21 protein-coding genes, 1 tRNA gene and 1 rRNA gene are annotated in these 24,704 nt (G+C 49.5%); 9 read left to right on the top strand and 14 right to left on the bottom strand.

The genetic code is table 11. The features are described 5' to 3' along the window. Positions 1–344: 344 nt before the first annotated feature. A complete protein-coding gene (gene ctaD / locus NXS99_RS02670; RefSeq protein ID WP_259287138.1) occupies positions 345–2,039 on the bottom strand; it encodes a cytochrome c oxidase subunit I in 1,695 nt (564 codons plus the stop codon). A gap of 551 nt (positions 2,040–2,590) precedes the next feature. Beyond that, entirely contained in the window at positions 2,591–3,580 is a 990-nt protein-coding gene (gene nrdF / locus NXS99_RS02665; protein ID WP_259287137.1) for a class 1b ribonucleoside-diphosphate reductase subunit beta, read from the bottom strand. Positions 3,581–4,135: 555 nt separating this feature from the next. Here nrdF and NXS99_RS02660 point away from each other — a divergent pair. Continuing rightward, complete coding sequence (locus tag NXS99_RS02660; RefSeq protein ID WP_259287136.1) at positions 4,136–4,621, top strand: ferritin; 486 nt, start codon at positions 4,136–4,138, stop codon at positions 4,619–4,621. A 252-nt stretch (positions 4,622–4,873) separates the two neighbouring features. Here NXS99_RS02660 and nrdE read toward each other — a convergent pair whose 3' ends face one another. The 3 genes from nrdE to nrdH all read right to left on the bottom strand — a co-directional run bounded on the left by nrdE (position 4,874) and on the right by nrdH (position 8,044). Continuing rightward, positions 4,874–7,033, bottom strand: a complete 2,160-nt coding sequence (nrdE, locus tag NXS99_RS02655) for a class 1b ribonucleoside-diphosphate reductase subunit alpha (protein WP_259287135.1) — start codon at positions 7,031–7,033, stop codon at positions 4,874–4,876. A gap of 186 nt (positions 7,034–7,219) precedes the next feature. After that, positions 7,220–7,645 carry a class Ib ribonucleoside-diphosphate reductase assembly flavoprotein NrdI gene (nrdI, locus tag NXS99_RS02650; protein ID WP_259287134.1) on the bottom strand — a complete coding sequence of 142 codons (426 nt, stop codon included), beginning with the start codon at positions 7,643–7,645 and terminating at the stop codon, positions 7,220–7,222. Positions 7,646–7,816: 171 nt separating this feature from the next. After that, the gene (nrdH, locus tag NXS99_RS02645) at positions 7,817–8,044 is read right to left on the bottom strand and encodes a glutaredoxin-like protein NrdH (protein ID WP_259287133.1); all 228 of its coding nucleotides are present in this window, start codon (positions 8,042–8,044) and stop codon (positions 7,817–7,819) included. 489 nt (positions 8,045–8,533) lie between these two features. Here nrdH and NXS99_RS02640 point away from each other — a divergent pair, with 489 nt between their 5' ends. Then, the gene (locus tag NXS99_RS02640) at positions 8,534–8,857 is read left to right on the top strand and encodes a hypothetical protein (RefSeq protein ID WP_259287132.1); all 324 of its coding nucleotides are present in this window, start codon (positions 8,534–8,536) and stop codon (positions 8,855–8,857) included. 3 nt (positions 8,858–8,860) lie between these two features. Here the strand turns inward: NXS99_RS02640 and ykgO are convergent, their stop codons facing one another. After that, positions 8,861–8,983, bottom strand: coding sequence for a type B 50S ribosomal protein L36 (ykgO, locus tag NXS99_RS02635; protein WP_005511141.1), 123 nt, complete (start codon positions 8,981–8,983; stop codon positions 8,861–8,863). A 384-nt stretch (positions 8,984–9,367) separates the two neighbouring features. Here ykgO and nadE point away from each other — a divergent pair, with 384 nt between their 5' ends. Further along, complete coding sequence (nadE, locus tag NXS99_RS02630; RefSeq protein ID WP_259287131.1) at positions 9,368–10,192, top strand: ammonia-dependent NAD(+) synthetase; 825 nt, start codon at positions 9,368–9,370, stop codon at positions 10,190–10,192. Between the two features lie 484 nt (positions 10,193–10,676). On the opposite strand, the gene NXS99_RS02625 is transcribed toward nadE, so the two are convergent. Further along, complete coding sequence (locus NXS99_RS02625; protein ID WP_259287130.1) at positions 10,677–11,102, bottom strand: pyridoxamine 5'-phosphate oxidase family protein; 426 nt, start codon at positions 11,100–11,102, stop codon at positions 10,677–10,679. A 46-nt stretch (positions 11,103–11,148) separates the two neighbouring features. Here NXS99_RS02625 and NXS99_RS02620 point away from each other — a divergent pair, with 46 nt between their 5' ends. Then, complete coding sequence (locus NXS99_RS02620) at positions 11,149–11,481, top strand: multidrug efflux SMR transporter (RefSeq protein WP_259287129.1); 333 nt, start codon at positions 11,149–11,151, stop codon at positions 11,479–11,481. Continuing rightward, complete coding sequence (locus NXS99_RS02615) at positions 11,478–11,792, top strand: multidrug efflux SMR transporter (protein ID WP_259287128.1); 315 nt, start codon at positions 11,478–11,480, stop codon at positions 11,790–11,792. The genes NXS99_RS02620 and NXS99_RS02615 overlap by 4 nt, the downstream gene beginning before the upstream one ends. Positions 11,793–11,807: 15 nt before the next feature. On the opposite strand, the gene NXS99_RS02610 is transcribed toward NXS99_RS02615, so the two are convergent. Next, a complete protein-coding gene (locus NXS99_RS02610) occupies positions 11,808–12,188 on the bottom strand; it encodes a hypothetical protein (RefSeq protein ID WP_259287127.1) in 381 nt (126 codons plus the stop codon). A gap of 850 nt (positions 12,189–13,038) precedes the next feature. Between NXS99_RS02610 and NXS99_RS02605 the strand changes: the two genes are divergently transcribed. Continuing rightward, positions 13,039–13,524, top strand: a complete 486-nt coding sequence (locus NXS99_RS02605; RefSeq protein WP_259287126.1) for an Ltp family lipoprotein — start codon at positions 13,039–13,041, stop codon at positions 13,522–13,524. A gap of 357 nt (positions 13,525–13,881) precedes the next feature. On the opposite strand, the gene NXS99_RS02600 is transcribed toward NXS99_RS02605, so the two are convergent. From NXS99_RS02600 to pgm, 5 genes are all read right to left on the bottom strand, one after another. Beyond that, positions 13,882–14,229, bottom strand: coding sequence for a hypothetical protein (locus NXS99_RS02600; protein ID WP_259287125.1), 348 nt, complete (start codon positions 14,227–14,229; stop codon positions 13,882–13,884). A 755-nt stretch (positions 14,230–14,984) separates the two neighbouring features. Then, positions 14,985–15,057: transfer RNA gene (locus NXS99_RS02595), tRNA-Ala, on the bottom strand. 125 nt (positions 15,058–15,182) lie between these two features. Next, on the bottom strand, positions 15,183–15,893 hold the full coding sequence (locus NXS99_RS02590; RefSeq protein ID WP_259287124.1) for a thioredoxin domain-containing protein: 711 nt from the start codon (positions 15,891–15,893) through the stop codon (positions 15,183–15,185). A gap of 234 nt (positions 15,894–16,127) precedes the next feature. Continuing rightward, complete coding sequence (locus tag NXS99_RS02585) at positions 16,128–16,610, bottom strand: MauE/DoxX family redox-associated membrane protein (RefSeq protein WP_259287123.1); 483 nt, start codon at positions 16,608–16,610, stop codon at positions 16,128–16,130. A 248-nt stretch (positions 16,611–16,858) separates the two neighbouring features. Further along, entirely contained in the window at positions 16,859–18,517 is a 1,659-nt protein-coding gene (gene pgm, locus NXS99_RS02580; protein ID WP_259287122.1) for a phosphoglucomutase (alpha-D-glucose-1,6-bisphosphate-dependent), read from the bottom strand. Between the two features lie 179 nt (positions 18,518–18,696). Between pgm and NXS99_RS02575 the strand changes: the two genes are divergently transcribed. The 3 genes from NXS99_RS02575 (at position 18,697) to NXS99_RS02565 (ending at position 23,670) form a co-directional block, all read left to right on the top strand. After that, a complete protein-coding gene (locus NXS99_RS02575; protein ID WP_259287121.1) occupies positions 18,697–19,080 on the top strand; it encodes a CrcB family protein in 384 nt (127 codons plus the stop codon). Beyond that, complete coding sequence (locus tag NXS99_RS02570; protein ID WP_259287120.1) at positions 19,077–19,388, top strand: CrcB family protein; 312 nt, start codon at positions 19,077–19,079, stop codon at positions 19,386–19,388. The genes NXS99_RS02575 and NXS99_RS02570 overlap by 4 nt, the downstream gene beginning before the upstream one ends. 727 nt (positions 19,389–20,115) lie before the next feature. Next, on the top strand, positions 20,116–23,670 hold the full coding sequence (locus NXS99_RS02565; protein WP_259287119.1) for a hypothetical protein: 3,555 nt from the start codon (positions 20,116–20,118) through the stop codon (positions 23,668–23,670). 917 nt (positions 23,671–24,587) lie between these two features. On the opposite strand, the gene rrf is transcribed toward NXS99_RS02565, so the two are convergent. Next, positions 24,588–24,704: ribosomal RNA gene (gene rrf / locus NXS99_RS02560) — 5S ribosomal RNA — on the bottom strand.

Raw genomic sequence — 24,704 nt, 5'->3', positions numbered from 1 at the left:
GAAATCAGTGCGTCCACTAGCATACAGTCAAACAAACGATCAGGGGCACAGATACCAAACGTGAAGGTGAACAATCTGGGGCATTGTGTCCCATTGGGGCTCTGAGGGCGCTGCGTTCGCTGGGTTGGCTGAGGGCGCTGGGTTCTGTGGGTTCGCTGCGCTCGCTGAGGGTGCTGCGTTCTCTCACGCGCCGAGAGGAAATATGGTGGTCTGTGCTAACAGTGTTGGTGAAAAGCCAAAGGGCCAAGACCATCTTTTCGAAAGATAGCCTTGGCCCTCAAAAGTCAGTAAGACTATGAACCTAGTGCGAACGGATCACTCGCACAAGATATTCACGATTCGGCTTAGTGATGTCCAACGTGTGCTTCGCGACGCATCGTTTCAACCATGTGAGGATGATGCAGCTCGAACGCTGGGCGTTCAGAGCGGATGCGTGGCAAGGATACGAAGTTGTGACGTGGTGGTGGGCAGGAGGTAGCCCATTCCAAAGAGTTGCCATAACCCCAAGGATCATCAACGGTGACAACTTCGCCGTAACGCCAGGACTTCACAACGTTCCAGATGAATGGCAGTACCGACAGACCCAACAGGAAGGAGAATACGGTAGAAACCTGGTTCAAGAAGGTGAAACCGTCGGACTCGAGGTAATCCGCGAAACGACGTGGCATACCCATGTTGCCCAGCCAGTGCTGCACAAGGAAGGTGCCGTGGAAACCAACGAAGGTAATCCAGAAGTGGATCTTGCCAAGACGCTCGTCGAGCATACGACCAGTCATCTTAGGGAACCAGAAGTACACACCTGCAACTGCAGCAAATACCACGGTACCGAACAAGGTGTAGTGGAAGTGTGCAATCAGGAAGTACGACTCAGCCAAGTGGAAGTCCAATGGAGGGGAAGCCAGCATAATACCGGTCAAACCACCGAAGAGGAAGGTTACCAAGAAGCCCATGGTCCACAGCATTGGGGTTTCCCAAGTGATGTGGCCGTTCCACATGGTGCCCAACCAGTTGAAGAACTTCACGCCGGTAGGAACCGAAATCAGGAAGGTCATGAAGGAGAAGAATGGAAGCAACACAGCGCCGGTCACGAACATGTGGTGTGCCCACACTGCCATCGACAGGGAACCAATGGACAAGGTTGCGAATACCAGGCCGATGTAGCCGAACATTGGCTTGCGGCTAAAGACTGGGACAATCTCAGAAACAATACCGAAGAATGGCAGTGCCAACACATACACTTCTGGGTGGCCGAAGAACCAGAACAGGTGCTGCCACAAAACAGCGCCGCCGTTGCCTGGATCGTAGATGTGACCGCCGAGTTTACGGTCGTAGAGCACGCCCAATGCAGCAGCAAGCAGCAGTGGGAAGATCAGCAGCACGATCAACGATGCAACAAAGATGTTCCAGCAGAAAATTGGCATACGGAACATGGTCATACCAGGCGCACGCATGGTGAGGATGGTGGTAATCATGTTAATTGCGGATGCAACGGTACCAACACCAGTAGCACCAACGCCGACGATCCACATATCAGCACCAACGTTTGGAGAGTGGATAGAGTCAGCCAATGGCATATACATGGTCCAACCGAAGTCGGCCGCACCGCCTGGAGTTAAGAAGCCAGCGAGCATTGCGACAATGCCGATGGTGGTAATCCAGAAACCAAAAGCGTTCAAACGTGGGAATGCAACGTCTGGTGCGCCGATTTGCAATGGCAGCACATAGTTTGCGAAGCCCCACACAACTGGCGTACCGAATGCAAGCAACATAATAGTGCCGTGCATGGTAAACAGCTGGTTAAACTGCTCATTTGAAAGAAATTGCAAACCTGGGGTAAACAACTCGGCACGCAGAAGCAGTGCCATGAAACCACCAAGGAAGAACCACACGAAGGACATCACGATGTACATAATGCCCAAGAGTTTGTGGTCAGTGGTGGTCAACATCTTCCACGCGAGGGTGCCAAGACGGGCACCTCCGGTTGGCGCGGGACGAGTAGGCTCGGAGTAATTCTCCTGCCTTGGCGCCACAGCGGTCATACGATCCTCCTGACTTTGAGTTAGATGCGCAAGTATCACACTTTTCACACACACCTAAAGGTACGCTCCTCATTCTACGGAACGTATTGCTTTATTTTCTAGCCCTACTAAAGAGCTAGGCTTTTGAATACTTTACTCAGGTCTTTTTGTTTCACGAAACGGTTGAGCCATTTTCCCAGTCCACTCGCTACAACCAGCGGGTGTTTTAGTTCCAGACAGTGACACGTAACACATGTGAGATTCGGAAACATCAGCGTTTCCCAACGTAACCCACCATTACTACACCCCCCTAATGTATCAACCTAAAGATTGAACGCCGTGTCATCGCACGCAATATACCCCATACCGCATATAACACGCGCCTCAAATGCCAGCTATACAACAACCCCATCGCTAACCTTCGCGGCATATCTGCCATTGAAGGATAGAGATGGGGTTCAAGCCATTCAGACCACAGCTACAATCACACGACCATAGACCACACTCAAAGCTTCGAACCGCAGCAATTGCGTGGTCCCAGGTCTGCGTCGTCAAGCATCGACTTAGGCCTGTTAGAAGTCCCAGTCGTCGTCGGTGGTGTTTTCTGCCTTACCGATCACATAGGACGAACCAGAGCCAGAGAAGAAGTCGTGGTTTTCATCCGCATTTGGCGAAAGCGCAGACAGAATTGCTGGCGAAACGCGGGTTTCATCGGCTGGGAATAGCGCCTCAAAGCCGAGGTTATTCAAAGCCTTATTGGCGTTATAGCGCAGGAAACGACGCACGTCTTCCGTCCAACCCAATGGATCGTAGAGATCTTCGGAGTACTGGATCTCGTTTTCGTAGAGTTCCAGCAAGAGATCATAGGTGTATTCCTTCAGTTCCTCCTGACGTTCTGGAGTTTCCTTCAGATATGCCTGCTGGAACTTATAGCCGATGTAGTAGCCATGCACTGCTTCGTCACGAATAATCAGGCGAATAATATCAGCCGTATTGGTCAGCTTCGCATGCGATGACCAGTACATTGGCAGGTAGAAACCCGAGTAGAACAGGAAGGATTCGAGCAACGTGGACGCAACCTTGCGCTTGAGCGGATCATTACCTTCGTAATACGAGAGCACGATCTTTGCCTTGCGCTGCAGATTCTCGTTTTCCTCCGACCAACGGAAAGCTTCATTGATCTGCTTGGTCGACGACAGCGTCATAAAGATATTGGAATAGCTCTTGGCGTGCACAGATTCCATAAACGCGATATTGGTGAGCACTGCTTCCTCATGCAACGACTGTGCGTCTTGCAGCATCGAAACAGCGCCCACAGTGCCTTGAATCGTATCGAGCAGCGTCAAGCCAGTGAACACACGCATGGTGGTCTGCTGCTCTAATTCAGTCAGCGTTGCCCAGCTCTTGAGGTCGTTTGAAACCGGCACCTTTTCAGGCAACCAGAAATTACCGGTGAGACGATCCCACACTTCCAAATCTTTTTCGTCAGGAATTGTGTTCCAGTTAATCGCGCTGACTGGATTTGGATGCTCGTCAATATACTTCTTTTCAGAAATCTCCACGTTATAGCACTCCTTTTGCTTTGCGACGGTCACCCGCAGCAAAGGTTTCACTAGAAAATAGATAGCCTGGTACGCATACCGGCCACCTGAAGGTTGTTTCGACTTACGTCAAAAAGGTCTACACTGGTGCCACTCTCGCTGAATATTCGTGCGGATGGCCACTGCCAACTAAAAATGAGTTGCGACAGGAATATACCCTAGACTACCGAGCAAACTACGTCACGGCGAACTTGCTTATCAGGGGTACTTTTTGCAGATTTTCATCTTCGCTATCATTACTTTTTAGCTCTCAATACCCTTTCAGAATATGAAGTGCATCACATTTTTGCAAATGGTCTTTACCGAAGAAATCTCTCACCAATCGTGACGCACGGACAAAAAACGTGGCGGATATTACATATAATCGGCAATCTACCACGTCATTTAGATGTCTGTAATATAACCGTGCGGGTGTGTGACACAGCAACAATATTAGGATATCCAAACCATAAAAACCTAAGTTAAGCTGGGCTAACTTTACATGACAAGCATTCCAGCACCCTTTACACTTTGAGTATGCATATTGATGAGAAACTCTCCACAGCCCTGAACAATCAAGTAACCGCTGAACTCGAAGCAGCAATGATCTATTTGCAGCTTTCTTATATCCTGGAAGACCTTTCCTTGACTGGTATGTCTAACTGGATGAAGAAGCAGCACGCTGAAGAACTTGAGCATGCACAAGCATTCGCTCAGCACTTGCTCGATCGTGGTTATACCCCACAAATTGGCGATATCAACCCACCAAAGTTAGATGTCACCACTGCTTTGGAAGCATTCGAAGCAGCACTTGGCCACGAGCAAAAAGTCACCGCCATGATTCGTGAAATCGCGTTAATCTCTGAGTCTGTCAAAGACTTCGAATCTCGCCCATTCTTGGACGGCTTCTTGGTCGAGCAGATCGAAGAAGAATCTTCTGTTGAAGAAATCATTAACCGTATGAAGTTTGCTGGCGACGGCCTTGGCTTGCTGTATATCGATAAAGAATTAGCAAAGCGTTAATACTTTTCGTCTTCGACACAACCGCGGCCTTGTTTGGATCAACCAAGCAAGGCCGTTTTTGTAGGCCTTCGCACTACTCCTCACCTACTTCTACAGACAGCAGATATAAGCCCACCACGACGTATGCAGCACGATACTCACGACACAAGAACGTAGGCGTGAAACAGGTGGCTACAAGGCGTCGTCAAGCAGGCAAGTAGCTGGCAATGCCGCTGCACATAGAAACTCAATGTGCAGCGGCATTTTTGGTGGTTAGAGCATGCAGCTTACGCATCCATCAACTTCGGTGCCTTGCAAGGCGACCTGACGAAGACGGATATAGTACAAGGTCTTAATGCCCTTGCGCCATGCGTAAATCTGTGCGCGGTTGATATCACGGGTGGTCACGGTGTCCTTGAAGAACAAGGTCAGCGACAAGCCCTGATCCACGTATTTGGTCGCCACAGCATAGGTATCAATAACCTTCTCGAAACCAATTTCGTAGGCGTCTTGGAAGTACTCCAGGTTCTCATTATCCATATGTGGCGCTGGATAGTAGACACGGCCGATCTTGCCTTCTTTGCGAATCTCAATACGAGAGGCAATTGGGTGAATCGAAGATGTGGAGTTATTGATATAGGAAATCGAACCTGTTGGCGGAATTGCTTGCAGGTAGCGGTTGAACAAACCGTGTTCCATAACGTCGGCCTTCAACTGCGCCCAGTCCTGTGCCGTTGGCGTATAGATAGTGGACTTTTCAAACAGCTGCTGAACCTTTGGCGTCTTTGGCGCGAAATCGGCTGGATCGAAGCGATCAAAATACTCGCCACTTGCGTACTCAGAGGTTGCGAAGTCAGCGAAGGTTGTTTGACGTTCTTTGGCCAGCTTATTAGAAGCTCGCAGGCACTGGTACAAGGTTGCGGCGAAATACGCATTGGTGAAGTCCAGTGCTTCTTCCGAACCATAATAGATGTGCTCGCGGCCTAAATAACCGTGCAAGTTCATCTGACCCAAACCAATTGCATGGGCTTGATCGTTGCCCTTGCGAATCGACGGTACGGAATCAATTGCGGTTTGCTCTGACACTGCCGTTAATGCGCGAATGGCAGACTCGATGGTCATGGCAAAATCAGGAGAATCCATTGCCATGGCAATATTTAATGAACCGAGGTTACAGGAAATATCGTCGCCTACATGCTTGTAGGTCAAATCGGCGTTGAACTCGGATGGTGTATTCACCTGCAGAATTTCAGAGCACAGGTTTGACATATTCACGCGTCCTGCAATTGGGTTTGCAGCATTGACGGTGTCTTCATACATGATGTATGGGTAGCCCGACTCGAACTGAATTTCTGCCAGTGTCTGGAAGAATTCACGAGCATTAATCTTCTTCTTACGAATACGTGGATCTTCCACCATTTCTTGATAATGCTCAGTCACTGAAAGATCGGCAAATGGCTTACCATATACGCGTTCTACATCATATGGCGAGAACAAGTACATATCATCATTGCGCTTTGCCAGCTCAAAGGTGATATCTGGGATGACAACGCCAAGCGAAAGGGTCTTAATGCGGATCTTCTCATCAGCATTTTCACGCTTGGTATCCAAGAAGTTCAAAATATCTGGGTGGTGCGCATTCAGGTACACAGCACCTGCGCCCTGGCGCGCACCGAGCTGGTTCGCATAGGAGAACGCATCTTCGAGCAGCTTCATGACTGGAATCACGCCAGATGATTGGTTCTCGATGTGCTTAATTGGCGCACCTGATTCACGTAAGTTGGTCAGCAATAACGCCACACCGCCGCCGCGCTTAGATAGCTGAAGTGCAGAGTTAATGGAACGACCAATGGATTCCATATTGTCTTCAATACGCAGCAGGAAGCATGATACTGGTTCACCACGCTGGGCTTTACCCATATTCAAAAACGTTGGTGTTGCTGGCTGGAAGCGACCAGAAATAATTTCATCAACTAAGTGGCGTGCCAGTGCTTCATCGCCGTCGGCAAGCGATAATGCAACCATGCACACGCGATCTTCAAAACGCTCCAGGTAACGGCGACCATCAAAGGTTTTTAAGGTATATGAAGTGTAGTACTTATACGCACCGAGGAATGTGTGGAAACGGAAGCGGTGCGCATAGGCTTGCTTGAACAGATCCTTAATAAAGTCGAAGTCGTACTTCGCTAAAACAGCTGGATCGTAATATTTGTTCTCAACCAGGTATTCCATTTTCTCTTCGAGATCATGGAAGAACACGGTGTTTTGATTGACATGCTGCAAAAAGAATTGATTTGCAGCTTCGCGATCCTTATCAAATTGGATCTTGTGATCGTCATCATAAAGATTCAGAAGTGCATTTAATGCATGGTAATCGAGCTGCTCGCTCGCCGAAGCTGGCTCTGGCACGGTGGACCCAAATGAGTTCGACACGATAGATTTCCCTTACGTTGGAGCCTAATCCGGCATATATGCCAATTAAGCAGTTGTGCCATAAGGGAAGCGTCGCAAAGCATATTGCTTGACGACGCTCCTCTCATGGTGATTGTTGAAAAGTATGAAATTATGCAGTCGTCCTGCCAGCCACATCAGCTGCGCGCTGGCGGAGAAAGTTGTAGTTTACGGCACTAGCCCAAGTTGTTCTGCATTCTCGAGCAAACCTTCACGAACCTTCGCAACATCTTCTGGCAGCCCCATGAGCTCGAAGCGGTACACATATGGAACCTGGCACTTTTCGGCAATGACATCACCGGCCATGCCGAAGTCGGTGCCAAAGTTAGTATTACCAGAAGAAATGACCGCGCGAATCAGGCTGCGATTATGTTCGTTATTTAAAAAGCGAATCACTTGTTGTGGCACAGGACGGGTGTTTTGATGGCTAATGCTTGCCCCGCCACCGTAGGTCGGACATACCAAGACATATGGTTCATCGACAATAAGTTCTGGATCTGTCTTACGTTGCGGAATACGCGCGAGTGGAAGATCGAGCTTTTCCACGAATTTGTGAGTGTTTCCAGTGGCGGAAGAATAATAGACAACAAGCACGATACGTACCTACTTATCCTTGCAATCAAGTGTGAGAATGCTTCTCATAGGAAAAGCCGCCTGTTGATCTCCCACGCATACGAGCTGATTACTGCTTGATTATTGCGTGCTCGCTTGTGGGAATCTCATGTGACGGCTTGGAAAACTCTGAGATGTTTGTATCGAAAGTCCTTATGCAGCGACCAGGCTGGAGATACGCTCTGGGCGGAAACCGGCCCAGTGCTCGCCATCGGCCATTACTACTGGAACTTGCAAGTAGCCCAGCGCCATGATGTATTCGCGAGCTTCTTCATTCACCGAAATGTCTACCATTTCATAGTCCAAACCTGCCTTGTCGAGTGCGCGCTTGGTAGCCTTGCACTGAACACAAGCTGGCTTGGTGTAGAGAGTTATAGACATAGTGTTGCTTCCTTTGCTGTAGAGCCGTTTTGCACTGTGGGTGATGAATAATTGCGGTTTTCATCGGTTCACAGGTACGTACAAACCCGAAAAATCGGCCTCACCGAGGAAATATTCCTGCGGTCGATCTGACAGAAAAGACACTATACGTTGTGGTGATTTTACGCAAATATTCTATATGTAGTAGTTACACGCATGAAACTCCCAGCACGACCTTAGTCGGCAGCCCACATATTGAGTTTGGGTAAATTACACATTGGTAAGACCGGATTACATTTGCGCAGCTCGGCCAGATTGCGCCAATTTTTTGTGAGCTTCTTCACAAACCCACTCCACCCCCTTCTAGTTCCCCCGCCAAAACTACCCCTTGACAATTAACCGTTCAGGCCTTGCTCACGACTGCATCGATACATGGTTAAAACGCTACCTATCCGACCCTCCAACGCCGCATCCTATCGTGCTACCCGCATCCATCACCGGTACAGCGTTATGCTTGACGACGCTATGCGCGGTGGACAGCAATCAGTCCAACACGATTGTCAGTGGATGCAACCTGAACGCGCTGCTGGCAGTGGATGCAACCTCGACTCGCTGCTGGCAGCACATGCAACCTGGACTCGCTGCTGGCAGCACATGCAACCTGGACTCGCTGCTGGCAGCACATGCAACCTGGACTCGCTGCTGGCAGCACATGCAACCCGGGCTCGCTGCTGGCAGCTACGCGCACACCCGGGTAGTATCTCGCATGCAAAACAGCCGCCGGTTCACCTCTTAACGAGAGAATCCGGCGGCTGCAAAGCACAGAGTAAGTAAAGATTAACCCTGACGAGCCTTGAAACGTGGCTCCTTCTTGTTGATCACATAGACCTTACCGCGACGGCGCACAACCTGAGCGCCCGGCTTGTTCTTCAGCGACCGAAGGGACTTACGAACCTTCATCGGGCGCTCCTTTCTCCTTATGGAAGAGTCATTATAGTACTAACTCGTCACAACTTTTCTAAAAGGCATGACCTCAAACATCAATCAAAGAACGCTTGAACCAGCAATTTTTCGATAACATGCGGCCAGCCATGACACGAGGAGTTATCTTATCGCATATTAGGCTATATCACCAAACGGTTCCCCATGCCACTTTCTCACCCCGTGTCGATAATGGTCATCTTCATCACCAGCATCACCAGGTTCTCTCCATCCTACACGCACTGCACTTTTCAGTAACTGTTACCTCCAAGCGTCATACCTCCGCTTCGCACTTTCAGCCTAATCGGCGCTCTTTCTGGAGCTCTTCAGCGGAATCACGCAACAGTTACTACTATAGGAATAATGAGCAACCCTGAGATCCTCCGCGCACTTCACACCAAACCAACGCTAGATGCCGCCGAAGAAATTACTCGTCGTATTAATTTCTTGGCCAATTACGCCATACATGCACATGCCAAAGGGTTTGTCCTTGGCATTTCTGGTGGACAAGATTCCACGCTTGCCGGCAGGCTGGCGCAACTTGCCGTCGAAAAGCTGCGCGATCAGGGTTATGAAGCTCATTTTCACGCTGTGCGTTTGCCCTACGGTGTCCAAGCTGATGAGGACGATGCTCAACTGGCATTAGATTTTATTCAGCCAGATTATCGCCACACCATAAATATTCAAGCTGCGACAGATGCCCTGGCTGCAGCGACCGCAGAGACACTCGGCATGGATGAGGTCACGGACTTTAATAAGGGCAATATTAAAGCTCGCCAGCGAATGGTTGCGCAGTACGCGCTTGCCGGTGAAAAGGGCTTGCTGGTGATCGGTACTGACCATGCGGCTGAGAACGTCACGGGATTTTTTACGAAGTTTGGCGATGGTGCCGCCGATCTATTACCGCTGTTTGGGCTGAGCAAACGTCAAGGTGCGGCATTGCTGCAAGAACTCGGGGCTCCGGCTGCAACGTGGGAAAAGGTTCCAACAGCAGATTTGGAGGAAGATCGACCAGCGCTTGCCGACGAAGAAGCCCTTGGGATCACCTATCAGGAAATTGATAACTACGTGGAGGGCACTGGGCCAGTCAGTGACGCAGCGGTTGCTCGTATCGAACATCTTTGGAAGATTGGCCAGCACAAGCGCCATTTACCAGTCACCCCACAAGATACCTGGTGGCAGCAGTAGCTATCGATGGTGTGTGCCTGGCTTACTTAGCCTTTGCATAAGCCAGAACATATCCGGCCGTCGCATATTGGGCACGAATTCTGCTACGCCAATGCAACCCGGCGCGCTGTCAGAGCTTCGTGCAAGGTGACACGCATCGTCGCAAAGCTGCACGGGTATATCGGTCATGCGTCTGGCAGCGCCTGGGAACGCGGGAACGTCAGGCACGTCTGGAACGTCTGGAAAAGCCTGACAGCGCCCGAGAACGTCACCAACACCCGGCAACGCCCGAGAACGCCCGGCAAACAGTTTCTGAAATTCTCTTGCATGTGACAGCAAAAGGAGCAGCACATCCGCACTGCTCCTTTTGCTTATTTGTGAACTATTGATGTTCTATTTGCATCTCATGCACTGCTGAAAACCACCCGATGCTACCCAGATCATGCCACTGATCTCGAGCGTGATCGTTGTTCACCAGATGATATCTCTGCAATGCAGGATTTTCTTAATAGCGCTCAGGCTCCTCACCCAGCAGGAACGCTCGGCCGGATACTTCGTTAGCCTCAATACGCACGTAGTTGTACTTCAAGGTTGGAACCCAAGGGCGCAGTGGCAGGGAGTCTGCATGGCTAATTTCACTGAGTTCTTTCACTGGTACCGCGTTGCCTTTAATCACAACGCTCCAAGCTGCAGATTCAGTGACCTCATCAACTTCAAAGAGCACATCCGAGTTCAGCGCAAGGGTAAATAATTTTGCGCCCTCAGCAGTGCGGAAATAAATATTTTCACCGTCGGTAACATAGTTGACAGGGAAAATATCCATGTCGTTACTACGGCGAACAACCAAGCGTCCAAGTTGCTGGGTTGCAAGCTTTGCAAAACATTCTTCACGAGACAAAACAGAAATTACGTCATCAGTCATAGTTACCATTATCTCACTTTCTCCCCCCGAATGTCAGCACTGTATATTTTCTATTATGAGAAAATGGGGATTGCTCCTCGTTGCGATTGCCTCTGAAGTCACCGCAACGCTGAGTTTAAAAGCAGCTTTACACACTTCAGCGCTCTATATTGTCGTAATTGTCGGATACGTCCTCTCCTACGCAGCCTTAGCCGGACTACTCCAAAAAGGTGTGCCCCTGGGGGTGGCCTACGGTATTTGGGGAGCCTGCGGAGTTGCACTGACTGCCGTTTTTGGCACCCTGCTTTACGACGAACCCCTGTCTGCCATCAGTGGCCTGGGAATCATGATTATCATCGCAGGAATCGTCCTTGTCGAAACCGGCAGTCCGAAAGCACCTGCAGCATGAGTGCACTGTATCTCATTGGAGCAATCCTGTGCGAAGTACTTGCCACACTCGGGCTTAAAGTTGCTGCAAGCGGCAAACGGATCGTCTATGTAGGTGTGGTAGTCGGATATGTGTGCGCGTTTTCTTTACTCTCACAAGCACTTCGCTACGGCATGGCAATCGGTATTGCATATGGTCTATGGACTGCCTGCGGAGTCGCACTTACAGCAATATGCTCCCATTTCTTCTTTCGCGAGCACTTAACAACTCGCATGAGCCTTGGCATTGGCTGCATCATGCTCGGAGTGCTGCTCGTTGAAATAGGAGCATAGCAAGCTGCACATTCCTTAATGGCGGAGTCCGCCTGATTGCTCAATCATGGCAACAAATGGTGGATCTTGGAATTCATACTGGTCGATATATGCAAACAGAATCTCACGATAGTGTTCTTGCCATATCGTAAAACGTGGCTGGCCGTCCCAAGCATGTAGTACCTCAAGGCTTGCGAAGTGAGCAAAGCCCATCTCCGTGCCGTCGCCAAGCCATGCCCAGGCTAGGTCAGCTGCATCAACGAAAATTGTGGTGTGCTTATCAGGCTTGTCGCCATCGCTCAGCAGCGAAAGCTGATAGCGGAAATCCTCGAACGCTTGGATGGATTCAAGAGCGGCGGGTGTTTCGACCAACGCACAGAAGCTGGCGAAATCGGCAGGAGATAATGGATTGCTCATATCTACTATTTCTACCTGTTTTAGCCCCCTGGGGGAAACTTTGACGCTGGAAGTGGCAGGCTGCACGTGTACGACTGGCAGCGACGCGGATCGGATGACGCACGGTACCGGACAGTTCGGCATTTTCATAGCAGTAACACCAGAGTGTGCGGCGATGACCAAACGCCGCGTAATTGTTTTTGGGAATAGGAACCTTGCACAGTTTCCCCTGTTCACCCGCATCTTGCGATCACGTCCGAAGCGCAAGGAATCTAACAACGGCAACGGAATCGCCCAAGATATTATCCGAACAATCCACACCCCATCAACGTATCTCAAAGAAAAACAACCTCCGATACGAACGAGGTGAGGATTCGCTTAACTCACTACATACACACTTCCATTAAGTACGTCGCCGTAAACACGATCTACAGACTACAGCTCATCACCGCCAGATTCTGCACACTTCTCAAAATCTTCAAAGCCCAAGGAGACTCTCAACAAAAAGCAAACTGCATCAAAACAATTGGCTGCTCCCAACAGTCAGCTCTGGCTCTAGATAAGATCCTGCATTTGCTGATCTTACGGATGCAACTTTGCACAGTAGATAAGATTTCAAGGATGAACTACATCATTTTTTAATGCATCAGTAGTAATCCTATTGACTTTTTCTTTCCCACCTTCATACGCTAATTTTAGTCATGTAAAGTCTGCATATAGTGTGCAATTCTTTTTCCAAAACTTAGCCTCGCAAAGTTTTGTACGTCCACGAGACAAGCCTGTTATTTTCCGTTGGCTCGAAAAAATGCACAGACCAGATCGTGCGTCATGCTGTCGTAGTGTGGCATAAACTATTCGAAAGGAAATCGATGTGAACAAGTACGCAAAAGTCATTATCATAGCGGGTGCAATGACAACGTTGGTGGCATGCGGAGCTTCGACGCCATCTGCATCTGATCAGACAACTTCGGTGAATACACCTGCGATTACAGAAGTGGATACTACAGGTTCTGTCGAAACATCTACCGAAGCAGCAGAAGCAGAAGAAGTAGTCCCACGCGAGTATCAGAACGCTCTACGTTCCGCAAAACAATACTTGGATTATTCAGGATTCTCACAGCAAGGTTTATATGACCAGCTCACCAGCGAATATGGAGATAAATACCCTGCTGAAGCCGCGCAGTACGCAGTAGACAATGTCGACGCGGATTGGGATGCTGAAGCCCGCGAAGCCGCTGAAAACTATTTGAATATCTCACCTTTTAGCCGCGAAGAGCTAGTGAATCAGCTATCGAGTGAATATGGGGATAAATTCACGCGGGAGCAGGCACAGGCTGCAGTCGATGCAGTGTACTAGAAAATAAATCGAGTGGGCTGTCGGGTTTCCCGACAGCCCACTCACACCACTGTAGATGTGGTGCATCGCATACGGCGATTCTCTACGTTAATACAGAAATACTGACTGGCTTATAGTCCCAATATGTATTATCAATGTGTGGTCGTCGGCACCCATGATCCAGAAATCCGCCAGTAAGATTTATTAGAATTATCCCATTCACAAGCCCACTGCTTACTCACATCCAAACTACGTAAATTCCGTACCTTTGTACAAGTATGTTTCCATACACACATACGTACCCGACGACGAAGATACTCATCCAAACTAGTAAGAAACATCTTCGCATCCGCCAATGCGGAATCACCACATCAACGCCTACGAACGCAGTCTTTCCCGATTGCGCACATGATTACCAAAATCATCCTCCGCTTCAAAACTCTCTTCCTCAAGGTCCTCCCAGTCCACCTCTATAGACCAGTCAGTATTCGCTTCTAGCTCTCTATACAGCCGATCAATAGCCTTGATGCTTGCATCTGAAACGTCTTTAAGCGTGCTGAAATACCCAATCCAAAACGGATCGTCTGGCGTCGGGATATACCACAAAATTGGCTGCTCATCACCTGAGAAACTATCGCGAACTTTCTGCTCAATCTCCCGAAGGACTTCGAGAGAAAAAGAATCCGAACCTTTAATATGGATCATTACGCTAGGCTCAACAGACATTATTTTTGTCCCTTCCAAAAAAAGTTACCAACATTACTGATAACTAAAATAACACGGCCTACGTGGGCTCATTGAGCTCTATCCAAGTCGGATTGTCCGTGATTTCTGTCACCAAAACATCCAGACCACATACATCGAATATTGCATACTCAGCTTGCGAAGATGCCTCACGAAACCTGTTCCAGCGCCTTCTAATAGGCTTCACGCGTCTTACTCTCAACTGGGTCTTTTCAAGCGACTAGCACCAGTGCCTACGCGCTCGAGATCAGTCATGTTCGTGATACGGCCCATCATGAGACTTCTGCAACACAGTTTTTCCGCATACGCATCACCGCGAGAGGCAAGCATCACACAGAAATAGCTAACAAGGGTTAAGGGACAAGAAGTGTGTCTGTTTCTAAACATAAACCCAGTTCAGAGTATCTAAATCGCTGTTATATTTGATCCGTGACCAGATATAACAGCAAGAACGGTTGCCCCTCTTAAAATGCGGGAACTCAGAAAACAATCCCGCTAACAACGCAATCAACCCCAGTACCGGACAAGCTGAGCAGACACACTTTGTCGCTTAATCCTCGCTTAACCCGATAGTTCCAACGCCATGATGTTTTGTGGGGCCATTTTGGGGCAATTGTGGGGCAATTTCTTACTCTTTTGTCCCTATATGACCACAAGTGGATATTACGATTCCCTCGCATAACTGCAGGTAGAACCGAAAAAACCCAGCTACCTAAAGTAACTGGGTTTTCTATCAGTGGAGCTAACGGGACTCGAACCCGTGACCCCCACACTGCCAGTGTGGTGCGCTACCAGCTGCGCCATAGCCCCGGAAAGAATTGCACCATGCAAGTTGATGCTCCTACAGGCTACATCACCAACGCAATTCCGCCAAATTGCACTCCTGACATGCAAAACTCCTCAAATAGCACTGAGGAGTTTTGCATGCCACAGCATTACTGAATCTCAGCGACCCACTCGAATGGGTTTTCAACTTCCTTGTCGTTGATAATCACTCGTGGCGAAGAAATCTTGGCATGTTCCTTTTCAAGCTTTGCTGCATTGGCCTTTGCTGAAGCAAGGTAAGCGTCGTTAAATGCTTCATCCTTCACGTCTGCAACTACCGAATCATCAGCGCCGTAGGCTGCAGCAATTTGAGAGAAGTTTTCTGGGGTCCAAACGCCATAGGCGGTGGACTGATCTGCCAATAACTTTGCACGGAAGTTCCAATATGCTGCAGCATTACCCGACTTTGCCAGGCCTTCAGCAGCTGCGCCAACCTTCGAAGAATGCCCAAAGTTATCGCGATCCAGGAAGTTCAAGCTGCGAATACGCACAATCACCTTGCCATCCTCAAGCAGCTGCTTCATATCCGCATCAGTTGCTTCTGCCAGCTCAGCGCAGTGTGGGCAGGAATAATCTTCATAGATATCAACCACTGGTGCATCGGCAGCTACCGAATCGGCTTTCAATTCCACTGCATTGTCAGCCACTGAAACGCTAAAGGCAACAGGATCAGCCTTCAAGCTGGCAAATTTATCACTTACAGCTTTATTACCGCTGGTCACAATATAACCAATCACAGCCGCTGCCAGAATAACAATGGCCACAATGGCGATGATAAAGCCATAGCTTTTTTCATTTGGGTTTGTAACTTTTTTACTCACGTTCGACATCCTTATCATTCAAAATTGGAGTGCTTCACAGCTTTATACACCATCATCCTACCCGCGCTACTCCCGGCGCCAGTGCCGCTCGTTATCAGCGCCGCTCGTGCTACCTGCGCCTCCTCGCAACCAGCACCGCTCATTATTAGCACCGCTCATTATTAGCACCGCTCACGCCGCTCGCAGAACCAGCCCTGCCCCCACAAAGCACAGCCGCTACACGTAGCAAAGCGCTTATGGATATAACGCAAACTTCGTAAACGGCCTCCGCATTGTCCATATCGACATTGCCACCAACACCAAATCGCGGCCAATCGTCAGCGCGTAGCTCATACCGCCATCAGCAAGATCTGGCTCACCAAAGCAGCCACAATCAATCACCAATCCTCGATACCAAGCTTGGCCAATGCCAATAATAAAAAGCACCAGCACATACAGCGACACACGTGCAGCCGGACGTATCCCAATACCCAGCAGCAAAATCACACCACCTGCAATTTCGAGCGGCCCAATGAGTTGCGCTAAGAAAAAGGACCATTCTTGGGTAAAAATACGGTACGCATCAATAGTTTGAGCCAGTTGCATTGGGTGACCAAGTTTCGTGCTACCAGCAAAAATCCACACTGCCGCAAGCCCATACCGGCAGGCCAAACCAATAAGATCAACCAACTGCCAGCTTTGGGACAAAGGAGCAGAAGTGCGCGTTTGTGTTTTCACGCCCCTAAGCATAGTCAGTTTTACTGGCATTTGCCTGCCAAAAGCCGTACAACACTATTCCCACTTCCTGAAATCAGCATGCATCTCTCACCCGCACCGTTTACCAGCGATGATTGCACCTTCCTCACAGCCTGCACAAGATACACAAAAGCCGAGCTCGCAGCATCTTTTTTTGCGTATCGACGCCGCCAGCTCGACTCTGTTTCTTATACACACCAACAGTTTCGAATCAGCCTGCTGAATTGTGCTTAGTTATTTTCCAACACACTCGAAACCAGTGCTTGTGCTTCCTGCTGCACTAATGCCAAGTGCTCAGCACCTCGGAAGGATTCTGCATAAATCTTGTACTTATCTTCGGTACCAGATGGACGAGCTGCAAACCATGCGTTTTCAGTTGTCACCTTCAAACCACCAATAGCTGCACCATTGCCAGGTGCGGCAACTAACTTCGCAGTAATTGCCTCCCCTGCAAGCTCAGTTGCAGTTACTTGCTCTGGGCTTAATGCCTTCAGTACAGCCTTTTGCTCACGATTAGCATCAGCATCGGTACGTGCATATGCAGGTGCACCAAATTCTGCCGCAAGTTCTGCATATCGCTGTGATGGAGTCTTTCCGGTTACTGCAGTAATTTCAGAAGCAAGCAGGTCTAAGATCAGGCCGTCTTTATCGGTTGACCATACAGTACCGTTGTGGCGCAGGAAGGAGGCACCTGCCGATTCCTCGCCGCCGAAACCGATGGAACCGTCGATAAGCCCTGGTACGAACCACTTGAAACCAACTGGGACTTCCACAAGCTTCTTGCCCAAGCTCGCCACTACGCGGTCGATCATCGAGGAGGATACTAAGGTCTTGCCCACAGCATCGGTGTTCCAACCTGGACGATGCGTGAACAGGTATTCAATAACAACGGCAAGGTAGTGGTTTGGATTCATCAAACCGGCATCTGGGGTAACAATGCCATGACGATCAGCATCAGCGTCATTGCCGGTTGCGATATCGTACTTGGAACGGTTGTGTACCAGTGAAGCCATCGAGTTCGGGCTCGAGCAGTCCATACGGATCTTGCCATCGGTATCAAGGGTCATGAATCGCCAGGTGGCATCTACCAGTGGATTGACCACTTCCAGGTTCAGCTTGTGTACCTCAGCGATACGACCCCAATAATCAACCGATGCGCCACCCATTGGATCAGCACCGATGCTAATGCCAGAATCACGGATAGCAGCAATGTCGATCACATTTGGCAGGTCAGCAATATAGTGCTGCATATAGTCATGCTTGAGTGTGCGTTCATCCAGCACACCTGCAACCGGAGTCCGCTTTACGTCGCGCAGACCAGCACGCATGAGCTCATTCGCGCGAGCAGCAATCCAGTCGGTTGCATCGGTATCTGCCGGGCCACCATTTGGTGGATTGTACTTAAAACCACCATCACGAGGTGGGTTGTGCGATGGCGTAATGACAATGCCGTCGGCACGTTTTGGATCCGTACCGGTCACCCCACCAGCAAGTGCTGCGTTGTGCGCCAAAATTGCATGGGACACTGCTGGAGTTGGGGTGTAGCGACCTTGTGCGTCAACCAGCACAGTAATATCGTTGGCCAGCAAAACCTCAAGTGCGGAAATCATTGCAGGCTCGGAAAGTGCGTGTGGATCACGGCCGATAAACACAGGTCCACCGATGCCTTGTCCACGACGATAATCCACAATTGCCTGGGTGGTAGCCAAGATATGATGCTCGTTAAAAGCAGTATCAAGAGAAGAACCACGATGCCCCGAAGTACCGAATGCAACTTGCTGATCCGGATTATCGGCATCTGGAATGCGAGTGTAATAAGCGGTCACAAGCTCAGCGATATCAATCAGATCCTGAGGTTGCGCGAGTTGTCCAGCGCGAGGGTGAGCCATCGTGGTCTCCTTTAAATGGAAGGCTATCTGTCGAAAACAAAATCTGCACACATAGAGACAACAGATTCTATGTACTCTTTATATTCTTATCGTTTTCGCCAAAAAATGCACGGCTTCTGCCATCTTTTCTTGTGTAATCTTCGTCAGCGAAGAAAATCGGTGGTGTAGGCTCAATATTTATGCACGCTATTGACCCCAAACTCGCACTCCTTGCCGGCCTCGGTGCCGCCATTGGGGCAGTCGCAAGAGTATGCATCTTCGATTTCAGTACTTCTCTATCCACCACCGCAACTCTGCTAGGTATCAATGCGTTCGGATGTTTCTGCATGGGACTCTTGCACGTTCGCCGCGAAGCCTTACAAGTATTTTTCGGCACCGGCATTCTAGGTGGCTTTACCAGTTTTTCTGCATTTGCAGCCCTCCTGGCAGATCTCCCTTTGCCGCTGGCTCTAGGCCAAATGTTTGCCACGCTCACAATGTGCGTCGCAGCCTGGGCAACTGGCGATGCGCTAGCCAACAAACGCAGCCACACGCATAATCCGCCCTCAGGTGACCAATCATGACACTTGCTCTTATTGCGATAGGCGCGTTTTTCGGCGGCATCGGCAGGTTTAGCTTCAGCAAACTTTTGCCGACACCAGCCGGAACATATGTAGCAAATTGTCTCGCCTGCATCGTGCTGGCATTAACAATGGCCGTCCCCGACTACATATTCTTAAGCGCAGGTTTTGCCGGCGCGCTTTCAACGTGGTCCACGCTTGCCAAAGAACTTGGGACATTCATACAGCGCAAACGCCCCTTGTTCGCCCTGGGGTATTTTCTGCTTACCGTAACGAGCGGCATTTTCTGCATTGCACTTTTGCATGCTTGACGACGCTCCCCCGTGGCGCAATTTCTGTTATATTTCCCACATTCTCGTGCATTATGGATGAGGGTCTGATAAAAGCCTGTTTTGCTCAAAAAACATCACGCACAGCACTAAAACTAGTAGCAAATTGCCTACCCCTAAACAATCATTGCCACAAAACATTATTCTTCGTGTAATTCACGTCGCACACACCTATTATCCCCAACCGTTCAAGTTTTAAACACCTCCCCGACAGGGGCGGCATAAGTTCTACATACAGCCTTCATGCTGCACGATCGCGTCGCCACAGCCAGAAGCTACCCACTCGCAACAAAACTTTCAATCATAGACATATGATTGAAAGGCCATTAATAAAACTTATTACCCAGAAAGCGCTATTTAATAAGTTTTCTCCCGCATCTAAATACGCGCCATTTAACCATTCCGAAGCAATAAATACGCTACAACAATATGTTCAAATACCCCATTCTACGGCTCAATTTTTCTTAGAAAAGTATACAACTTCCACAAATCCACCACTTCTCAAAACTGCACAGATCAAAAGTCTAACTGCAGTTTTGTCGAAGAATAAGGAAACTTACAAGATTCTTAAAAATTAATGCCAGAACGACTGGTTATTTAAGCGCCGAACGCCTAAGATGGAATGGGTATAACTTATTTATAACTTCAAGGTTTGTAGTTATTACAAACGACCGAAACGACAATTGCATGAAGGAGGGAATAGCAGCATATGGCACAAACAGCACATTCACGCAAGAAAACTGTGTTCAGTTTAGGTCTGGTGAGCACTCTATTGTTGACACCACATGTTATTTCCTTCTCACCTGCCGCAGCTCAACCTCTCACATCGACGCATGGGGAACAAGCATGCACCGATGCGTCGATAAGCACGCGCGTAACAAGCGCAACCTTAGCGATCCAGACACTTACGCAAGAACTCACAACCGCACAACAGCAAACGCTCGAGTTGCAGCAACACTTGCAGCAATTGCGCCAAAGTGAGCATCGCACGCAATTATTAAAGTCGGTACAAGACGAGCTCTCTCGCGCCCAGGAATCTTCGCGCCAGACGATTCAGACTCTGCACAGCGAACGTTCTGCCCTTGAGGAGCAGATTCAGCGCACGACTGAAACATTGAATGAACATCAGCAAGAGTTTCGCCTCTTGCAGCAACAACGTCAGACTGTTCGTGATGAGCTTGCGATTCTGCGCCAAACCTTACAGGAACGTCTGGAAGCTGTGGATACCACAACGCTTTCAGAGCTGCAACAACAGCAATATCAACAGATCACGACGCTCCTGACTACTCTTGCTGAGCACACATCAGCAACCGATACGCTTGAAGCTAACTGGAAGAACACGCTAGATAACAGTTATTCACAGCTGCGCGCGCAAGATCGTATCTGGATTGAAACGCAGCGTGATCAACTCCGAGTGGAACAGCAAGCTGCGCAAACGACGCTGCAAGCAGAAGAACTTCAGTTACAGGAGCTTGAACAGGCTCTTGACGGCCAAGATGCTATAGAGTACCGCGAGTACGTCGAACAGGCCCTCGTGCTAGATAAGCAGCGTCAGCGTATCGATGAACAATTAGCACAAGCAGTCGACGACCTCGAGCGTGCGAATACGCAACTCCTTGAAAGCCAAGCCGCATTGCAACAAGCACAGGCAGACGCCCTTGGCACTGACACTGACGGTGCTGCTCCAGGCGGCGCTGCTCGTGACGAGCAAGAAACACAATTGCGTCAGGTGCAAGCAGCACTAGCCGAAAACGAAGCCAATAAACACGCTGTTGAGCAGTATCTTTCATTAGCAGAGCGCACAATTCAGCGTGATGATTCCATGGAGTTTATTGGTTATCATCTTATTGATACCCGCACGCAGGCGATTGTGCATGAACTGCCAAGTGCGACGGTCGAGCCGCACCACTATTTCCTAGAGCTCCAACGCCCGCAGAACCAAACCTTGCTGATTCCAGCTGTTTCGATCACCGATGGTGGTCCAGTAGCAATCGTGCGAGGATTACTTCCCGGACTCACAGACACAAGCGTCGCTCAAGATTTTCTGGTGCCGCTTGCAACCAGTCGGACACTTGAGACGCAGGCACTCCGTTTCCGGGGACAGCACAATCTCGCGCTGCTGCTGCCTCATGCTTCAGCTGAACAACGAACTGCAATCGCTGAGCAGTTTGCACCACAGGATCGTGTACTGACAGATGTATTAATCAGCGCTACCCCACTGCGTGATGGCGTCGAACGTGATCCAGCAACTGATACTGCTGATTTTGATGCTTTAGCCTTGCACTTTGCCGACGGCAGCATACAATACCGCAGTTTGACATCAGCAACTCATGATTCTAGCGCTAGTGCATCTTATGTTCCGGCGAATGGACGTCAATATCATATCGGCGCAGTCATCCAGACGGGTGAACAAGCTTTTGATCTTGCGTTGGTTACCTCTCACGAACGTCGTTTCTTAGAGCAGCAACTCACGCATATCGCTGAGCAAAGTACACGTTTCCAGTCGCAGCTTGAAACGCTAACTGCAAATCTCAATCGCACAAACACTGCTGACCTCTCCGCATTGCAAGCCTTAGTAAACAGCAATCAAGCAGCAGTGGATCACGCATTCAGCGTGCACAAAAACCTACTTGCAGAACGTTCGGAACTTACGAACACCATTGACGCTCTTACTCGCCGATATGAATCTTCAGACCTCATTTCGCAAATTTCCGCACGGAAACAGAAAATCCAACAGCTACAGGATCATATTCATGCGTTAAACACAGAATATGATGCTCTGGAGCTGCGGCTGCAAGGATTCGATGCCACAACTGCCAATGGTGAGACCACGGATGCAGCGACCACGCGTACCGTGTTGAACCAGCTTGAAGCCACGTTGAACAGCCAATGGCAGCTGATTTCCACTCAGCGCAGTGAACTCAAGGCTCTGCTGGTCGAAGTACCTCACACGCATGAGTACCACGAACAGCTTAATACCGTCATCGCTACTGAAGAACAGACACATGAGGCGCTGCACCGTGTCAATGAAACGATGCTGCACCTCAACGAACTCCAGCTTCAGCTCACGAGCCTGCGAAACGATCAGCGTTTCCAGGCGAATCAGGCATTACAAGCACTGACGGTCGATGCTGCAATTGAAGGCACCGTTGATCTCGCAGAGTATCCTGCGCTTGCACAAGCCGTGCTAACCGCGCAGCAGGACACTTCGACCACTGAGATTCAACGACTCAGTGCCGAACTGACTCACGCGCAAACGCTGCTCAACGAAAAGACTGAACTGCTTGCTTCACGACGCGTTGAGCTCGATCAACTCGTGCAGCTTCGCCAAGACTGCGGGATCAAGGATCCTTCTGTAGATGCAGGTACAACACCACCGACGACAACGGTGCCGTCCGGAGAGGCTGTGCCGTCGCATACGCCACAGCCAAAACCATCTTCGGAGGCTACACAGCCGGATAAGCCGAAGCCAGAACCTGGCCAGACTGGCAAGCCTGAACCTACACGGCCGAATGAGCCACAACCAAGCCAGACTGGCAAACCGAAACCTGGAAAGACAAGCAAACCTGATCCTACCCAGCCTGATGAGCCGACAGCTACACCGGTTCAGCCAAGCACACCGGCACAGCCTACGACGCGACCAAAGGTAATAGAACCTGCCACCAAACCTTCAGGGACACAGGCCCCTGTTCCACCTGCGTTCTCGACATTAGTTGGCACTGCAGGTGGTGCATTAGCAGTGAGTGCTCTTGGCGCATCAGCGGCACAGACTGCTGCACAAAGCCCGGCAAACGGCGATGCTACCAATTCAGGCGGACCAGGTACTGCTCACCCTAGCGTCCTAGGATCGAACCCAGCGCTGCCGATCGCTGCTGGAGGGGTAGCTGGTGCAGGTGCGGGAGCTGTTGGCGGATCCTTATTGGCGCGCCACATTGCGCAGGGACAAACTCAAAATAACCAAAGTGAAGTCCCACAAGAACCTGCCGAGAACAGTGAAGGTGAGCGCTCACCAGAGAACTCAGCAGAAGGCTCACCTACACACACCTCACCGACGTTGTTGAATGCGCCAAAGGCCGATCAAAAGGTCACGGCAGAGCTGCTTGGTTTGCCACGCCAGACCATTCGTCACGGCAACGCGAAAATGAACCATCAAAAAGAAAAAGCTGCCAATACGGTTGCGGCAATGATTCCAACCACGCTTGCGCTCTTAATTTTGATTGTGATGGTCGGACTTGGCCTGACGACGTTCCGTCCGAAGCCATAAGACCTTGAGGTGCCAGTCAAATACCTCACAGGTAAAGCACATGGATCTGTGGGCCGCAGAAGGTTCTTCTTGCGAATAGACTGGCACTACCCTATTAAGGAAATTTTCTCGATTATAAGAACATACCGTCATAGGTATGTATGCGTTGCGGCCGTAGCATTGGCTGTCAAACATGCTCAAAGAATCGCTCACTAAAGTTGGTCGATTCGATGGCAATACAACGCTGTAGCAGTGACCAGATAGCCTTTCGAGAGAAAGACACTCCGTTATCGCCAATACACAGCGTTCGACCAATAAGCAACGATGCAAAGTCGCTCACGTCATGCTGCACATGCTTCCTGTATATGCGCCACAGTCGACGTTGAAAACAAAAAACGGCGTATCCTTTGAATCAAACGTGCCGTAAAAGATAACCATCCATTCAGCAATACAATTACCTGAAACTCATAAGACTACGTGTTCCAACCTGCTGTGTAACAGGAAGGCAGTTGAAAAGCACAACACAGGCTGTGAACAGTGTTGATACTTGATGGTTTCATGGTTAAAAGATAGTGCTTCAAGCGCAACCAAGATGGCTAAAAACCGATCCAGCCCAACAAAAGATTTTCAGCAAGCGAGCGCATGGGGCAGCATGTCTACACACTACATGCGCTTGGTGTGTCATTGCCTACTACAAGGATTCCAAATAGTTAGATGCCAGTGTTGTACTCATCACGTATAAATTTCTAAACATCCACCAAATGCGGCGCCACTGAGAATAGTAATAGAGCAGTCTATATTGTGTTGCATATTTTCTATTTAGCTTGTATACACACTGTGTAGCAAGGAATGTCGTACTCAACATGGGTATGCGTATAGCACGGCAGGCTCTAACAACCAAAATTGTTAGAGCCTGCCGTGCATTATTTTAAGTTTTAGGTCGGCGGTGTCTTACTCTCCCACAAACTCCCGTTTGCAGTACCATCAGCGCAATTAGGCTTAGCTTCCGGGTTCGGAATGGGACCGGGCGTACCCCCAATGCTATAACCACCGAC

Source organism: Corynebacterium sp. HS2168-gen11 (assembly GCF_024834075.1).
Taxonomy (GTDB): domain Bacteria; phylum Actinomycetota; class Actinomycetes; order Mycobacteriales; family Mycobacteriaceae; genus Corynebacterium.
The sequence above is the reverse complement of the archived record's forward strand: the minus strand, read 5'-3'. Positions and strand labels throughout refer to the sequence as shown.

Bases quoted from the DNA above. Each gene is read 5' to 3' on its own strand.
- ctaD (WP_259287138.1), bottom strand. From the start codon at position 2,039: ATGACCGCTGTGGCGCCAAGGCAGGAGAATTACTCCGAGCCTACTCGT.
- NXS99_RS02660 (WP_259287136.1), top strand. From the start codon at position 4,136: ATGCATATTGATGAGAAACTCTCCACAGCCCTGAACAATCAAGTAACC.
- nrdH (WP_259287133.1), bottom strand. From the start codon at position 8,044: ATGTCTATAACTCTCTACACCAAGCCAGCTTGTGTTCAGTGCAAGGCT.
- NXS99_RS02640 (WP_259287132.1), top strand. From the start codon at position 8,534: ATGCTTGACGACGCTATGCGCGGTGGACAGCAATCAGTCCAACACGAT.
- ykgO (WP_005511141.1), bottom strand. From the start codon at position 8,983: ATGAAGGTTCGTAAGTCCCTTCGGTCGCTGAAGAACAAGCCGGGCGCT.
- nadE (WP_259287131.1), top strand. From the start codon at position 9,368: ATGAGCAACCCTGAGATCCTCCGCGCACTTCACACCAAACCAACGCTA.
- NXS99_RS02625 (WP_259287130.1), bottom strand. From the start codon at position 11,102: ATGGTAACTATGACTGATGACGTAATTTCTGTTTTGTCTCGTGAAGAA.
- NXS99_RS02620 (WP_259287129.1), top strand. From the start codon at position 11,149: ATGAGAAAATGGGGATTGCTCCTCGTTGCGATTGCCTCTGAAGTCACC.
- NXS99_RS02615 (WP_259287128.1), top strand. From the start codon at position 11,478: ATGAGTGCACTGTATCTCATTGGAGCAATCCTGTGCGAAGTACTTGCC.
- NXS99_RS02610 (WP_259287127.1), bottom strand. From the start codon at position 12,188: ATGAGCAATCCATTATCTCCTGCCGATTTCGCCAGCTTCTGTGCGTTG.
- NXS99_RS02600 (WP_259287125.1), bottom strand. From the start codon at position 14,229: ATGTCTGTTGAGCCTAGCGTAATGATCCATATTAAAGGTTCGGATTCT.
- pgm (WP_259287122.1), bottom strand. From the start codon at position 18,517: ATGGCTCACCCTCGCGCTGGACAACTCGCGCAACCTCAGGATCTGATT.
- NXS99_RS02575 (WP_259287121.1), top strand. From the start codon at position 18,697: ATGCACGCTATTGACCCCAAACTCGCACTCCTTGCCGGCCTCGGTGCC.
- NXS99_RS02570 (WP_259287120.1), top strand. From the start codon at position 19,077: ATGACACTTGCTCTTATTGCGATAGGCGCGTTTTTCGGCGGCATCGGC.
- NXS99_RS02565 (WP_259287119.1), top strand. From the start codon at position 20,116: ATGGCACAAACAGCACATTCACGCAAGAAAACTGTGTTCAGTTTAGGT.